Source organism: Variovorax sp. P4_D9 (assembly GCF_056401695.1).
In genome coordinates this window covers 26,829-40,772 of the sequence record NZ_JBFUIU010000008.1, presented here as the reverse complement: position 1 = coordinate 40,772, position 13,944 = coordinate 26,829, and the positions used below count along the sequence as shown (strand labels likewise).

At 66.4% G+C, this 13,944-nt stretch carries 19 protein-coding genes; 8 read left to right on the top strand and 11 right to left on the bottom strand.

The features are described 5' to 3' along the window. From AC1DY5_RS02010 to AC1DY5_RS02000, 3 genes are all read left to right on the top strand, one after another. The coding region (locus AC1DY5_RS02010) for an aldehyde dehydrogenase family protein (RefSeq protein ID WP_478107880.1) at nt 1-202 on the top strand (202 nt) is incomplete at its 5' end. 5 nt (nt 203-207) lie between these two features. Further along, entirely contained in the window at nt 208-777 is a 570-nt protein-coding gene (locus AC1DY5_RS02005) for a phosphonate degradation HD-domain oxygenase (RefSeq protein ID WP_478107878.1), read from the top strand. Nucleotides 778-786: 9 nt separating this feature from the next. Continuing rightward, the gene (locus AC1DY5_RS02000; RefSeq protein WP_478107876.1) at nt 787-2,175 is read left to right on the top strand and encodes an FAD-dependent oxidoreductase; all 1,389 of its coding nucleotides are present in this window, start codon (nt 787-789) and stop codon (nt 2,173-2,175) included. A 57-nt stretch (nt 2,176-2,232) separates the two neighbouring features. Here the strand turns inward: AC1DY5_RS02000 and AC1DY5_RS01995 are convergent, their stop codons facing one another. Next, entirely contained in the window at nt 2,233-2,385 is a 153-nt protein-coding gene (locus tag AC1DY5_RS01995) for a hypothetical protein (protein WP_478107875.1), read from the bottom strand. Between AC1DY5_RS01995 and AC1DY5_RS01990 the strand changes: the two genes are divergently transcribed. Then, nucleotides 2,384-2,512 carry a hypothetical protein gene (locus AC1DY5_RS01990; RefSeq protein WP_478107873.1) on the top strand — a complete coding sequence of 43 codons (129 nt, stop codon included), beginning with the start codon at nt 2,384-2,386 and terminating at the stop codon, nt 2,510-2,512. The two genes, AC1DY5_RS01995 and AC1DY5_RS01990, sit on opposite strands and share 2 nt — an antisense overlap. Nucleotides 2,513-2,530: 18 nt before the next feature. Here AC1DY5_RS01990 and AC1DY5_RS01985 read toward each other — a convergent pair whose 3' ends face one another. Further along, nucleotides 2,531-2,983: a hypothetical protein gene (locus AC1DY5_RS01985; RefSeq protein WP_478107871.1), complete on the bottom strand. Its 453-nt coding sequence runs from the start codon at nt 2,981-2,983 to the stop codon at nt 2,531-2,533. Nucleotides 2,984-3,292: 309 nt separating this feature from the next. On the opposite strand from AC1DY5_RS01985, the gene AC1DY5_RS01980 reads away from it, so the two are divergent. Beyond that, nucleotides 3,293-3,514: a DUF7661 family protein gene (locus tag AC1DY5_RS01980; RefSeq protein ID WP_478107867.1), complete on the top strand. Its 222-nt coding sequence runs from the start codon at nt 3,293-3,295 to the stop codon at nt 3,512-3,514. Between the two features lie 172 nt (nt 3,515-3,686). Here AC1DY5_RS01980 and AC1DY5_RS01975 read toward each other — a convergent pair whose 3' ends face one another. The 3 genes from AC1DY5_RS01975 to AC1DY5_RS01965 form a co-directional block, all read right to left on the bottom strand. Next, the gene (locus tag AC1DY5_RS01975; protein ID WP_478107891.1) at nt 3,687-4,844 is read right to left on the bottom strand and encodes a pyridoxal-phosphate-dependent aminotransferase family protein; all 1,158 of its coding nucleotides are present in this window, start codon (nt 4,842-4,844) and stop codon (nt 3,687-3,689) included. Nucleotides 4,845-5,001: 157 nt separating this feature from the next. Further along, entirely contained in the window at nt 5,002-5,580 is a 579-nt protein-coding gene (locus tag AC1DY5_RS01970; protein WP_478107866.1) for an NnrU family protein, read from the bottom strand. Nucleotides 5,581-5,614: 34 nt separating this feature from the next. Then, a complete protein-coding gene (locus AC1DY5_RS01965) occupies nt 5,615-5,896 on the bottom strand; it encodes a hypothetical protein (RefSeq protein WP_478107864.1) in 282 nt (93 codons plus the stop codon). Nucleotides 5,897-5,909: 13 nt separating this feature from the next. Between AC1DY5_RS01965 and AC1DY5_RS01960 the strand changes: the two genes are divergently transcribed. The 3 genes from AC1DY5_RS01960 to AC1DY5_RS01950 are packed head-to-tail and all read left to right on the top strand — an operon-like array spanning nt 5,910 to nt 7,830. Next, nucleotides 5,910-6,305 carry a hypothetical protein gene (locus AC1DY5_RS01960; RefSeq protein ID WP_478107862.1) on the top strand — a complete coding sequence of 132 codons (396 nt, stop codon included), beginning with the start codon at nt 5,910-5,912 and terminating at the stop codon, nt 6,303-6,305. Nucleotides 6,306-6,308: 3 nt separating this feature from the next. Beyond that, nucleotides 6,309-6,839, top strand: coding sequence for a gamma-glutamylcyclotransferase family protein (locus tag AC1DY5_RS01955; protein ID WP_478107860.1), 531 nt, complete (start codon nt 6,309-6,311; stop codon nt 6,837-6,839). Nucleotides 6,840-6,876: 37 nt separating this feature from the next. Continuing rightward, on the top strand, nt 6,877-7,830 hold the full coding sequence (locus AC1DY5_RS01950) for a nucleoside hydrolase (RefSeq protein ID WP_478107858.1): 954 nt from the start codon (nt 6,877-6,879) through the stop codon (nt 7,828-7,830). Here AC1DY5_RS01950 and AC1DY5_RS01945 read toward each other — a convergent pair whose 3' ends face one another. From AC1DY5_RS01945 to AC1DY5_RS01920, 6 genes are read right to left on the bottom strand one after another with little or no spacing between them, the layout of a single operon-like run. Then, nucleotides 7,831-8,526, bottom strand: a complete 696-nt coding sequence (locus AC1DY5_RS01945) for a phosphoribosyltransferase (RefSeq protein ID WP_478107855.1) — start codon at nt 8,524-8,526, stop codon at nt 7,831-7,833. It abuts the gene before it with no gap. An 8-nt stretch (nt 8,527-8,534) separates the two neighbouring features. Next, on the bottom strand, nt 8,535-9,368 hold the full coding sequence (locus AC1DY5_RS01940; protein WP_478107853.1) for an ATP-binding cassette domain-containing protein: 834 nt from the start codon (nt 9,366-9,368) through the stop codon (nt 8,535-8,537). Further along, nucleotides 9,365-10,363, bottom strand: a complete 999-nt coding sequence (locus AC1DY5_RS01935) for an ABC transporter ATP-binding protein (RefSeq protein ID WP_478107851.1) — start codon at nt 10,361-10,363, stop codon at nt 9,365-9,367. The genes AC1DY5_RS01940 and AC1DY5_RS01935 overlap by 4 nt, the downstream gene beginning before the upstream one ends. Before the next feature lie 14 nt (nt 10,364-10,377). After that, nucleotides 10,378-11,265: an ABC transporter permease gene (locus AC1DY5_RS01930; RefSeq protein WP_478107849.1), complete on the bottom strand. Its 888-nt coding sequence runs from the start codon at nt 11,263-11,265 to the stop codon at nt 10,378-10,380. Next, nucleotides 11,262-12,239 (bottom strand): ABC transporter permease, encoded by a 978-nt coding sequence (locus tag AC1DY5_RS01925; protein WP_478107847.1) that lies wholly within the window; start codon nt 12,237-12,239, stop codon nt 11,262-11,264. The genes AC1DY5_RS01930 and AC1DY5_RS01925 overlap by 4 nt, the downstream gene beginning before the upstream one ends. 10 nt (nt 12,240-12,249) lie before the next feature. After that, a complete protein-coding gene (locus AC1DY5_RS01920) occupies nt 12,250-13,854 on the bottom strand; it encodes an ABC transporter substrate-binding protein (RefSeq protein ID WP_478107845.1) in 1,605 nt (534 codons plus the stop codon). Between the last annotated feature and the right edge of the window lie 90 nt (nt 13,855-13,944).

The window sequence follows — 13,944 nt, the reverse complement described above, 5'->3', positions numbered from 1 at the left end:
GTGCACCAACCGCCTCGACTACATCACGCGCTTCATCCGCGAACTCAACGTCGGCAGCGTGAACGTGCGCGAGGTGCCGGGCTACCGATTGGAGCTGACGCCTTTCGGCGGCATCAAGGACTCCGGCCTGGGCTACAAGGAAGGCGTGCTCGAAGCGATGAAGAGCTTTACCAACAGCAAGACCTACTCGCTTCCCTGGTAGCAGCTATGAGCCTCACGATCGAAGACATCGTCCGCGTGTTCGAGGCCAAGGGCCACGAGCAGTACGACGGCGAGCCCGTGACGCAGCTCGAACACGCATTGCAATCCGCGCACCTGGCCGAGCAGGCCGGTGCGGGGAGTGCGTTGATCACCGCCGCGTTGCTGCATGATCTCGGCCACCTGCTGCACGACTTCGGCAAGACGCCGACGCAGCAGGGCCTCGACGACCTCCACCAGTACCGGTGCCTGCCTTTCCTGCGTGCACTCTTCGGCCCGGAGACGCTCGAGCCGATCCGGTTGCACGTCGATGCCAAGCGCTTCCTTTGCGCGCGCGTCCCGGGCTACCTCGATGCCTTGTCGGCCGACTCGAAGCGCAGCCTGGTGCTGCAAGGCGGCATCTTCGACGACGTGCAGGCTCGGCAGTTCGAGGCCCTGCCCTTTGCGGAAGATGCCGTGCGCGTGCGACGCTGGGACGACACCGCCAAGTCCCCGGACGCCGTCGTTCCGGAACTGTCGCACTTCGTGCGCCACATGAAGATCAGCGCCGCGGTTCGCCGCAGCGCGCAGGCGGCGTAAAGGCGAGACATGCGTCCATTCTGGATCGAGCAAGCGCTCTTCACCGACGGCGAGTTGGCGCCGGCATTGCAGGGCGAGCAGCGTGCCGATGTCTGCATCGTCGGTGGTGGATTCACCGGCCTGTGGACAGCCATCCAGGCCAAGCGCCAGGATCCTGCGCTGGACATCGCCATCATCGAAAGCGATCTTTGCGGTGCCGGAGCGAGCGGGCGCAACGGCGGTTGCCTCTTGACCTGGTCGGCGAAGTTCTTCACGCTGCGCCGACTCTTCGGTGAGGCGGAGGCGATACGGCTGGTCAAGGCTTCCGAGGCTGCGGTCGGGCACATCGCGGAGTTCTGCCGCGCGCACGACATCGACGCCGAACTGCGCCTGGACGGAACCCTCTACACCGCTACCTCGCAGGCGCAGGTCGGCGTCCTGGATCCAGTGATGCGTGCGCTGGAGGACTGCGGCATCCACAGCTATTTCTCGTTGCCACGTGATGAAGTGGCGCGTCGTTCCGGCTCGGCCCGCAACCTGGCGGGGGTCTTTTCGCCCATTGCCGCCACCGTGCATCCCGGGAAGCTGGTGCGCGGGCTTCGTCGCGAGGCGCTCGCCATGGGCATCCGCATCTATGAACGCAGTCCCATGTTGGATTTCAGCGCCGGCCATCCCGCGGTCGTCCGCACGCCGTGCGGCAGCATCGAGGCCGGGAAGGTCGTGCTGGCGATCAATGCCTGGATGGCCAGCACCTTGGCGCAGTTCGAGCGCACCATCGCCATCGTGTCGAGCGACATGGTCATCACCGAGAAATGCCCCGAGCTGCTGCGCAAGATCGGCTTGGTCGACGGGGTCTCGGTGCTCGATTCACGGACCTTCGTCTACTACTACCGCAGCACCATGGACGGGCGGATCATGCTCGGGAAGGGCGGCAATACCTTCGCGCGCGGCGGCCGGATCGCGCCGGTTTTCGATCAGCGTTCGCCCTATGAGGCGGAACTCACGCAAGCGCTGCGTTCGTTCTTTCCCGCGTTGCAGGAGACACCGATCACGGCGAGCTGGAATGGCCCCTCGGACCGTTCGGTGACCGGCTTTCCGTTCTTCGGAAGGCTCGCTGGCGCGCCGCACATCAGCTACGGCTTCGGGTATTCGGGCAACGGTGTGGGCCCGAGCTACATGGGGGGCCAGATCCTCTCGTCCATGCTGCTGGACCAGGACAACGCATGGACGCGCAGCCCGCTGACGCAGGGCCCGCTCGGACACTTCCCGCCCGAGCCGATCCGCTATGTCGGATCGATCGTGGTTCGCAATGCCATCCGTCGCAAGGAACGCGCGGAAGACGAAAACCGCCGGCCCTGGCTCGTCGACACGATGCTGAGCAAGTTTGCAAACGCCGCGGGCAAGGCTGACAAGGCTTGAAACCAGGATGAATCGGGCCGGGGCGGGTTCGCGCCGACGGCTTACTACGGCGAGCCTTCAGGCAATGAGCAAGCCCTCATCGAGCAGCGATTGCACGATACCGGCTTGTCGCAAGTCGCGGCGGCGCCTGGCCACCGGGCGGCTCGGCGCGTCCTTCGCCATCCCCCAGCGCTTGAACTCGACAAAGCTGGCTGGTGCGATGGTCTGCATGAGTGCCATCCGTCTGGTGGCCGGTCTCCTTGCCCACCCGGCCCGCAGCGACGAGGCCGACAAGCAGCGCCTGGCGGATATCCACTCGAGCCACGAAGACGCCGCGCCGAAGCCGGCGCTTGCGTGAACCCGGCGGGTCGGCAATTCAGGCAGTTGCCAACGACAGGCCGGGCCTCTCGTCGTCCCAGGCCATGGCGCTCATCTTCCACCCTGTGGGCGTCAGGATGAACTGGGTCGAAATCATCCCCCGCGCAGTGAAGGAGCGGCCATTCATGGTTCCAGACTTCGCGTACGCGCTGAAGCGCTGGGCGATATTGCCGAAGATCTGCGTCACTTCGGAAAGCTCTTCTTCCAGGAAGCTCGTCAGTTCGCCCTTGCGGACCATGGCCTCCCTTGGCTTGATGAATTCCTGAACCGTCGAGATTTCAGGCGTGGCTCCCACGTTCTTGATGAGCAAGCCGGAAGCGATGAAGAGCGACCGGATGCGCTCATAGTCCGGCGGGCTGCTGCCGGATTCGAACGACACAGCGCGGAAGAACTCGGACGTCAGACGATCAAGCTCGGTCTTCACAGACACTGCGGTTTGCTGGTTGCCCATGGCACCCTCCTGGATGAACTGGATTCTGCGCTGCTCGTGGCTCAATCAGTTTCTTGGTTGCGCACATGGTAGTTGTCCCACTCCCCCCGCTCAACAAGTTCAAAGCCATGGTGGCTCGAATCGCAACCAGAGCGCTGACTAGAATCGCGACCCACGCCTGCGCCACCTCCCGGGGCAACACCCTTCGAATCTGGATGCTTGCCTGCGCCAATCTCAGACGGTTCTGAAGTTTTCTGGCATCTAATGCCAATACCATGTCGCACGCGACGCTGCGGCTGCACGCGGCTCAGGATTTCAATAGGCCAAGCCATGCGCTACCTTTTCAATGTATTCGGCCGGATCATGGCCATCGAAAGAGTCGAAGGTAGATGGAACAGCTATCTGCTGGGGTCGGACGGCAAGCGAGGCAAGGTCGAACTTGCCGTTCCGAGCGAAGTTACCCGCGACGAGCTCTCGCAGTATCTGTATGACATCTATCACGAGGACGCAACGTCAACGAACGGCGACGTTTTCGAAATCCACTCGCCGTGAAACTGGCTCTGTGCAATGACTCGTGAAGCTTGGTGACCGGTTGATGTGACGTTGCGCGCTGCCGGCACCGGACCACAGTCGGGCCAGAACCAGACCTTGACTGGCAGCTCCCCTCCCAGCGGCGAGAGCCAAGGTGGCCGTTGCAGCCCGCGACGGTCCGTCTTCAGGCTGCCTACGGCCTTACAAGCGCTTCGTTCGGCGGCCGGCGCTCAGAGAGCTTTCTTTCCAGCGCGGCCATTCCAACCGGCACGTTCAAGGAGGCGCCGTTCGCTTCGAGGCTGAGGCCGAGCGCATGCAGAGTCCGGAACAGGTTGTGTTCGCGGCATTGTTCGCCCATCTGGCCGATGCGCAGGATGTTCAGGCCGAATGAGCCCGAGATCTCCACCTTGTGCACGCTCGACATGTGGGAGCGAACGCGGTCGGCCGAAACGGAACTCGGCACATTGATGCCAACGACCGAGTTCAGCCGCGAGGGCTTGTCGACCAGCAGGGTCAGTCCCATGGCCTCGATGCCCGCTTGCAGGGCCTCGGAGCAGACCAAGTGGCGGCGAAAACGCGTGGACAGGGTTTCCTCGCAAACCAGGCGCAGGGCCTCGTGAATGGCCAGGATGCCGGACACCGGAGCGGTGTAGTGGTAGGAGTTCTGGTTCCAGAACTTGTCCGCCAGCTTGGCGTCGAGGCACCAATGCGGCAGGTCGCCCTGGCGCCGCTCGATGGCTTCCCAGGCAGCCAGGGAAAATGCGAGCAGCGAGACACCGGGGATGGAAGACAGGCCCTTCTGGCCTCCTGTGATCACCGCATCTATCTGCCACTCATCCATGTTCAGCGGCATCGTGCTCAGCGTGCAAACGGCATCCACGATCACCAGACATCCATGTGCCTTGGCGAGCGCGGCGATGGCCCGCAAGTCGCTGTTGTAGACCGTGTTCGACGTTTCACCCTGGACAATGGTGAGAACGTCATATCCCTTGGTCCGCAAGCGAGCCTCCACGAGGCTCGGACTGGCGCTCTGGTTGTCGCTCACCTCGAGGATGTCGACTGCGCCACCCACCCGCCGCGCCATTTCTGCCATCCTCTGGCTGAAGTATCCATTCGTGACGCTCAGGACCCTGGTGCCGGGCGCCACCAGGTTGGTGATTGCCATTTCCATCGCTGCGGAGCCCGGACCTGCGACCCCGAGCACATGGGGGGAGGCGGTCTGGAAGACGTACCGGCCCATTGCCTTGACCTGGTCGATGACCCTGCCCATCGTCTCGCCCAGGTGGTTGATGACGATGGAGTTCGCATAGGCCACGCGGTGGGGGATGGGGACGGGTCCAGCACCCATCATCAACAAGGGTTCGTTGGGCAGGATGCTTTCGAGCGGGCTGATCGTGGGTGGCGAGAGATAGGTCACAAGTCAAGAGGCGGTTGGGGTTGCGACATGCATCCGGCTGGATGCCAGGATGGCAGTCTAAGGGGTCGCCCGTGCATGAATCGATGCCGCCTCACCGACCGAGCGGTGATACGCCGATCATCCAGACGTGGACCCACAGCACGAACGCGGCATAGACCATCAGCCCGCCCACGACCGCGACGACATCATTGAGAGGGCTTGGCGGCGCACCGGGGACTTGTCGGGGAACGGCGCGGCGCTTGACCGAAATCCGGTCCGCCACGGCCCAGGCAAGAAACGCGCCGAACAGAAGCACGTCGGCCAGCGAGCCATTCGCCAACAGGTGCGCCGTCGCAAAGAATTTCACTGCAAGCAGCATCGGGTGCTTGGCCATCCTTTGGAGGCGGCCCGGCAGGTAGGCCGCGAACAGGAGCGGGAACACCGGAACCATCAGCAGCAGCGCGACGTGCCGCAATGGCATCGGTGGCGAGTAGAGCAGCCACGGCGTCTGACGGGCCACGCCGTAGCCATGAATCAGCAACAGCAGGCCGGCCAGCGAGACCAGCGCGTACACGCCCTTCCAGACCCGCTCGCCGTGGCGCGCGATTTGCGCCTCGCGCCAGGCAGGGGCGATGATGGACACCGAATGAACCCCAAGGAACAGGATCAGGCCTGCTACAAGTTCTGTCATGGAAACTCCTTCGGCAATGCCGGTGAACTCACAGTCACGCGAGGCACGCCGACACTATCTTCCTCCATCTCTCCCCGCCGCGCGCCTTTGAGCAAAGGTCGGTTTCGATCAGAATGCGCGCAAGAGCTTGCTGCTCGGGAGTCATCGGCATGACTGAACCCCAAAAACCTACCAGTTGGTGGCAAACGCTTCCCGGCGTGCTGGCTGCGTTGGCCGCCGTCGTGACAGCCGTCAGTGGACTGTTGGCGGTGCTGTTCCAGAATGGCTTGCTGGGCGGCAAGGCCGATGCATCGGCCAAGTCTTCGATGTCGACCAAGGCGGATGCACCCGTGGCGGCCAGCGCCGCGCCCAAGTCGCCTGCGACTGCAGGGCAGTCGACGCCAGCGGCAAGGCCGTGGTCGGATGCCGTCGCCGTCATGTCGATTCGCGATGGCAGCACGACGCGGCTGCGGGCCAGTTCCCTCAGCAATTGCATCTCGGTGGGTCATGAGATTGACCTGGACACGGGTCAATCCGTGCCTTTCGAGAAAATCGCGAGCATCGAGGTGCTGCGCGCCGACGACCACACCGCGCCCAACGCCAAGGCCAGTCTCAAGATCGAACTGCTGGACGGCACAGCGATTTCCGGAACCGCGGATGCGGTATGCGACCTATTCGGCTTCAACGATACGGGGCGTTTCTCCACCTACTTCGACCGGCTTCGCAGCATTCGGTTCGATCGCTGAGCAATGGCAGTCCAGTCGATGGCGCAAGGCACCTTCCTTTACTTCGCGTACGGCTCCAACATGAGCCCGGCGCGTCTGCGTGCGGTTGACCGCACACCCTCCGCCCAATGCGTCGGTACCGCGCGCGTTGCCGGCTACCGCCTGGTTTTCGACAAGGTGGGAAGGGATGGCTCCGGCAAGGCGGATTGCGAACGCACCGATGCGCGCCTGCATGTCGTCCACGGCGTGTTGTTCCGCATCGCTGACAGCGACCGCCCGGCCCTGGACCGGGCAGAAGGCCTCGGCAACGGCTACGACGCCTTCGACATCCGCGTGGAAACGGATTCGGGCAGCGTCTCGGCGCTGACCTACCTGGCAACCCACAAGGACGCCACGCTGGCGCCTTTCAGCTGGTACATGCAACACGTGTTGAATGGCGCCAGGCAATGTGGACTTCCGCGGGCCTACATCGCTGGCATCGAGCGCGTAACCGCTGTTCGAGACCCGGATGCCGAACGCGAGGCGCGAGAGCTCTCCATCCACGCGAAGCGATGAGGCCTTCCGCGGAGAAACTGGCGACACAATATCGCGCATGGATTCTTCAAAAAGCGCGCTGACTTCCGCCTGGGTCGACACCGACATGGGCTTCGACGATCTCGCCGCCGTGCTGACCGTCACGCAGACGCCGCCGTGGCGGGTCGACGGCATATCGTTGGTCGCGGGCAACGCTCCGCTCGAGGTGGTGGTCGACAACGCATTGCGTTCGGCCGCGTTCTTCGGCTGGGATTTTCCGATCCACGCGGGCAGCGCCCGGCCGCTCGCCGGCGAACTGGTCACGGCGCAGAACATCCTCGGCGCGGATGCCATGGTGTCGGCCGGGCGCAGCCTGCCCAGCGCGCGCGGGCCGCTGGCCTCGAGCGACGCAGCGGCTGCGCTGATCGACTACCTCGCGGCCGCCACCCGACCGGCCACGGTGCTTGCACTGGGGCCGCTCACCAACATCGCGATCGTTCTGCAGGCACGCCCCGATCTCGCGGCACGCATCGGTCAGCTCCTGTGGATGGGCGGCAGCGCGGGGCCGGGCAATCACACGGCGGCGGCGGAGTTCAATGCGGCGGTCGACCCGGAAGCCATCAACGCGGTTCTCGGCGCCGGGGCGCCGCTGCGGATGGTCGGCCTCGATGCCTGCCGGCAGGTGCGCGTGCACGCGAGCGATGCCGAGGCGCTGCGTGCGCTCGGCTCCGACAAGGCGCAAGTGCTGGCCGACCTGCTGCTCGGCTACGTGCGCATTGCGAGCCCGGCCGGCGCGTTGCCGATGGCGCTCTACGACCCGACGGCCGCGGCCGCGCTGGTGGCGCCCGAGGGGCTGAGCTTCAGGCCGGCGCACGTGGTGGCCGAATGCAAGGGCGAGCACACCCGCGGCATGACGGTGGTCGAATGGCGGGTGCCGAAGCGCGCCGAAGCCAACGCGCAGGTGGCCAGCGTGGCCGACGAGCCCCGGCTGCGGCGCGTGGTGCTGGACGCGCTTGCGCGGGCCGCGCGCTGATCAGTCGCGCAGCACCCAGCCCTCGGGCACGGCCTTCAGCAAGGGGCTCTCGAATACGCCGATGACACGCGCAGCGCGTTCGGCGCCCAGTCGCTCGACCCATCGCCGGCCCTGCAGCATCGCGACGCCGCAGGCGATCACGTCGCCGCCGAGCGACTCGATCAGCTCCCAGGCCGCGAGCAGCGTGGTGCCGGTGCTGATCGCATCGTCGACCAGCACCAGGCGCTTGCCTTCGATCAGCGGACGCAGGTGGGGGTCGAGGTAGATGCGCTTGCCCGGCGTCGGCGAGGTGATCGATTGCACCGGCGCGGAGAGCGCCTCGTCATACCAGAACTTGCGCGAGTAGCCCATCGGCAGGTAGCGCGCATGCCCCAGTGCGCGCGCGACCACCGGTGCCAGCGCGAGCCCCAGCGTCGGCAAGCCGATCGCCAGGTCGGGGGCCTGTGCGGACAGGCGCCGCGCCAGCATGGCTCCCAGCGTGTCGACGACGTCGAGCGACGCCTGGTTGACCAGCAGCGAGGCCACGGCGTGCGCCGGCTCGCTCGCGAGCTGCCGGATCGGCAGCATCAGCACGCGTCCGTCGGGCAGCCGCGCCGGGAAACCGAATCGCCACGGCGCCTCGGGCGGGTCGACCGCATCGGCTTCAATGATGCGCTGCCAGTAGCCAGTAGTGGGTTCCGTGAAATGAGGAATCATCTTCCGGTTCAATGCGGTGCGAGCTGGCGCGACGGATCGGGCACCGGGGTGGCGGCCAGCAGCCGCTGGGTGTAGGGATCGCGCGGCGCATTCAGCACAGCGTCGGCGTCGCCGCTCTCCACCACGCGGCCCTGGTGCATCACCATCACGCGATCGGCCATGGCCCGCACCACGCCAAGGTCGTGCGTGATGAAGAGGTAGGAGAGCTTTCTTTCCCGCTGCAGGTCGAACATCAGCTTGAGGATCTGCGCGCGCACCGAGACGTCGAGCGCCGAGACTGGCTCGTCGGCCACGATCAGCGCCGGGTTTGATGCCAGTGCGCGCGCAATGCCCACGCGCTGCCGCTGGCCACCCGAGAGCTCGTGCGGCAGCCGGTCGCGGAAATGCGTGGGCGGCAGGCCGACCTGTTCGAGCAGCGCGTCGACTTCGGCCGACGCCGCGGCCCGGTCGAGGCCGCGGTGGTAGACCAGCGGGAGGGCGACGCTCTGGCCGATGCTGCGGCGCGGATTCAGCGAGCCGCCGGTGTCCTGGAACACCACCTGCACTTCGCGACGAAAAGCGCGTGCGGCTTCGCCCGAGCGCATTGCGAGGTCCATGCCCTTGTAGAGGATGGTGCCTTCGCTCGGCGCCGTGAGTCCCAGCAGCATGCGGCCCAGCGTGGTCTTGCCGCTGCCGCTTTCGCCGACCAGGGCCAGCACTTCGCCGGCACGGATCGTCAGCGACACGCGATCGACCGCGCGCTGCATCTGCCGGGCGCGGAACAGCCCGCCGCTCGCGCGCACGGGGAACAACCGGCTCAGGTCGCGCGCTTCGAGCAGCGCTGGAGTCGTGGCAGCATTCATGGTGAGGTTGCCTCGCTGCGCTGCCACGCGTCGGCGGCGATCGGCTCGTCGCTCAGGTGGCAGCGGTCGGCGCCGAATCCGTGGACCCGCAGCGCCGGCGCCATGGTGTTGCAGAGGCCGGCGCGGGCGATCGGGCAGCGCGGATGAAAGCGGCAGCCTGCGGGCCAGTGCCCGGCGATCGGCACGCCGCCCGGAATCGAAAACAGCGAATTCGCGCGCGACTGCGGACTCAGGATGCTGGCCAGCAGGCCCTGCGTGTACGGATGGCGCGGCGCGGCGAACAGCGGCGCCACGTCGTTGGCTTCGACCACCTGGCCTGCATACATCACGTTGACCCGCTGGCAGGTCTCTGCCACCACCGCGAGGTCGTGGGTGATCAGCAGGATGCCGAGGTCGAGCTCCTTGCGCAGGCGCATCAGCAGCTTCAGGATGCCCGCCTGGACGGTGACGTCGAGGGCTGTCGTCGGCTCGTCGGCGATCAAAAGCGCGGGCCGCATCGCGAGCGCCGCCGCGATCAGGATGCGCTGCCGCATGCCGCCCGAGAGTTCGTGCGGGTACTGGCGCGCCACGCGTGCGGCGTTGGGCAGCTCCATCAGGTCGAGCAGTTCGAGCACGCGCGCTTCCAGGCCCTCGGTGCGGCCGTGCGCGCGCAACGGCTCCGCGATCTGCCGGCCGACCGGCATCAGCGGATCGAGGTAACTCGTAGGGTCCTGGAAGACCATGCCCACGCGGGCGCCGCGCATCGCGCGCAGTTCGGCGGGCGCGAGCCGCGCCAAGTCGCGACCTTCGAGCAGGACCTGCCCCTCGGCCACGCGCGCCAGGGGCGAGGGGAAGAGGTTCATGATCGCGAAGGCCGTCATCGATTTGCCCGAGCCCGATTCGCCGACCAGGCCCACCGCCTCGCCGCGGCGCACCGTGAGCGAGAGCGCGTTCACCACCCGGAGCGCGGTCGCGCCCTGGCGGATGTCGACCGATAGGCCGCGAACGTCCAGCAAGAGTTCTCCGTGGCTCACTTTGCGTGCCCTCGCGGGTTGAGCGCATCGTTGAGCGCATCGCCGACGACGTTGAACGACAGCACCGTGAGCGCGATCGCGAGTCCCGGAAAGGCCGACATCCACCACGCGCTGCGCAGGTACTGCTGGGCGTCGTTGAGCATCGCGCCCCACGACACATGGTTCGGATCACCGAGTCCGAAGAAGCTCAGGCTGGCCTCGATCAGGATCGCCATCGCGATGTCGAGCGAGCCCAGCACGATGATCGGTGCCGCCACGTTGGGCAGGATCTCGCGCACGATGATCGCGCCGTGGCCCATGCCGGCCACGCGCGCGGCGTCGACGAACTGCGACTGCGCGAGCGTCGCGACAGAGGCGCGCACCACCCGCGCGAGCTGCGGCCAGGAGAGCGCGGCGATCACCACGATCATCTTGAACACGCTGGTGCCGAACAGCGCGATCACGATCAGTGCCACGACGAAGCGAGGCAGTGTCTGGAAGAACTCGGCGATGCGCATCAGCAGGGTGTCGAGCCAGCCGCCGAAATAGCCCGCCAGCGCACCGACGATCACGCCCACGACCACCGCGCACAGCGCGCTCAGTACGCCGACGGTGAGCGAGATGCGCGTGCCGAAGACCACTCGCGTCCAGATGTCGCGGCCGAGGTCGTCGGTGCCGAGCCAGTGGCCGGGAGAGAGCGGTTCGAGCAGTGCGCTGTCGCCGCCGCCGAGCGGGTCGTACGCGCTCACCAGTGGCGCGAACACCGCCAGCGCGAAGAGTAGCGCGAGGAAGGCCAGCGCGAGGATCGTCGTCGGCCGCCGGAGCAGTCGCCGCCGGAAGCCGGCCTTGCGGAAGGGTGTGCCCACCACCGCGGGCACGATCGGAGTCAGTGTCACATCGGTCATGCGCGCTCGATCCGCGGATCGATCAGTCGGTGGATGATGTCGGTGACCAGGTTCGCGACGACCACCGTGACCGACACCATCAGCAGGATCGCGAGCATCACCGGATAGTCCCGCTTGGAGATCGATTCATAGAGCAGCCGCCCGATACCGGGCCATGCGAACACGGCCTCGATCAGCGCCGAGCCGGCCAGCACGAAGCCCACGTTGTAGCCGATGACCGTGAGCACCGGCGCCGCGGCATTGCGCAGCGCATGCACCACGACCACCGTCCACTCGGACGCGCCGCGCGAACGCGAGGCGAGGATGAAGTCGGCGTTCATCACCTCCAGCATCGCCGCGCGCGTTATGCGCGTGATCAGCGTGAGGTAGCGCAGCGACAGCGCGAAGGCCGGCAGCACCAGGTACGACAGGTGCTGCAGGGTGCCTGCGAAGCCGGGCTCGGTGCCGCGCACCGGGTTGTTGCCTTGCGAGGGCAGCCAGCCCAGCCAGATCGCGAACACCAGGATAAGCAGTTGGCCGAGCCAGAAATCCGGGATCGAGTAGCCGGCCGACGAAGCGCCCTGGATCGCCGAGTCGGCCAGTCCCCGGCCCGAGCCCGAGGCGGAGCGGGCTGCGATGACACCGAACACGATCCCCATCACGCTCGCGAAGGCGAGCGCGCTCAGGGTGAGTTCCAGCGTGGCGCCGAGCCGTTCGAGAATCAGCGCGGCGACCGGCTGCTGGTTCGCGAACGAATAGCCGAAGTCGCCCTGGACCACCTTGCTGAGGTAGCGCAGCAGCTGGATCCACACCGGCTGGTCGAGCCCGAACTCGCGGCGCATCTGGTCGAGGTATTCGGGCGGCGCGGGAAAATCGCCCACCAGCAGCGTGATCGGATCGCCCGGCGTGAAGGCGATCAGCAGGAAGTTGAGCACCACCACCGCGAGCAGCAGCGGCACCGCGTGCAGCAGGCGACGCAGGATGAAGTAAGACATCGGGTGCCGGCTAGTCCGTGCGCTTCACGCCGGCCCATTGGTCGCGCGCATCGAGCGCGGGAAAGACCCCGCTGAGTTTCTTGCTCGCCGTGTCAACAGTCTCCTCGTCGAACAGCACCAGCGTCGGCAGGTCTTCGTTGAGGATCACCTGCAGCTCTTTGTAGAGCCTGGCGCGCACATCGCGATCGGTGGCGGTGGCGGCCCGGCTCAGCAGATCGTCGACCTTCGGGTTCGAATAGCCGCTCGCGTTGGTGTTCGGCGCGGTGCCCGTGTAGCTGTTGTACATGCGCGTGTAGCCGATGGCCGGGTCTCCGGCCGAGAAGTACGAGCCCAGCATCATGTCGTAGTCGCGCTTGGCGAACACGCGGTCGTAGTACACCGAGCGCTCCAGCGGCTCGAGCTTCACTTCGAGGCCGATCTGCCGCAGGTTGTCCTGGATGATCTGCGACTGCGCGCGCATCTGCGCGCGGCTGACGTCGAAGGGCATGCGCACCGTCGTGCTGCCGGGCTTGACGCCGGCCTTCTCGAACAGCGCCTTGGCGCGTGCCGGATCGAGCGGATACTTCTTCGCGTAGCTCACCTCGTCGTTGAAGAGCCACTTGAAGCCGTCGCCGAAGGCACCGGCGCCCGGTCGGGCGATGCCGTTCATGGCCTGCTTGACGAGCCGCTGGCGGTCGATCGCCAGGGCCGCCGCATGGCGAGCCTCCAGCTTCGAGAACAGGGGCGACTGCGTGTTGAACATCAGGAAGTAGACCGCCGGGATGTTCACGCCACGGCGCGGGGCGAGGTTCTTGTCGGCGAGGATCCTAGGCACTTCGGGCTTGGGCGTGTAGAAGTCGAGGAGTTCGTCGATCTCGCCGGCCTGCAGGGCGGGCACGCGGTTGGCCGCCTGCGGGATCACCTGGAAGATGATCGATTCGAGAAAGGGCTTGTCGCCGTCCCAGTACTGGTCGTTGCGCACGAGCTTGATGCTGGCCCCGCGCTTCCACTCGCCGAACTTGAAAGGCCCGGTGCCCACCGGCTTCTGGTTGGCCGGGTTGGTGCCGATGTTGCTGCCTTCGTAGAGGTGGCGCGGGAGCATCGGAGCGTCGAACACCGTCATCTGCGAGAGGAAGGGGGCGTAGGGCTTCTGCAGCCGGACCACCGCGGTCAGGGGATCGGGCGTGTCGACCTCGAGGCCGAGACCCTTGAACACCGGCGCCGCACGCGGATGCAGCTTGCCCACGACCTCGGTCAGCGTGAACTTGACGTCGGCGCTCGTGAAATCCTTGCCGTCATGCCACTTGACGCCGCTGCGCAGCGTGAAACGGTAGGTCTTGCCGTCGGGCGAGACGGTCCAGGCGGTGGCGAGCGAAGGCTTGGGGTTGTACTGCGGGTCGAGCCACACCAGGCCCTCGAGGATCTTGGCCGAGACGTCACCGGCCGCGAAGTCGGTGGTCGTGCCGAGGTTGAGCGTCGGCGGATCGGCGTCGATGGCGAGCACGGCGGTGCCCTTGCCGGTGGCCGCGTGGCCGTAGCGCGATGTGGCCAGGCCGCCGGTGATCGCGAGGGCGCCGAGGCTCAACTGGCGCCGGGTCAGGAAGAGGCGCGGGGGGGTGTGGGTGCTGTGGGTCATTGTCGGAGAAGGGGCCCGGGGGCGGGCATTTTTCGAAGCAATTTCAGGGCCATCGGACAGCCGCCATTATTGGCGTGGAAAATGCACGCT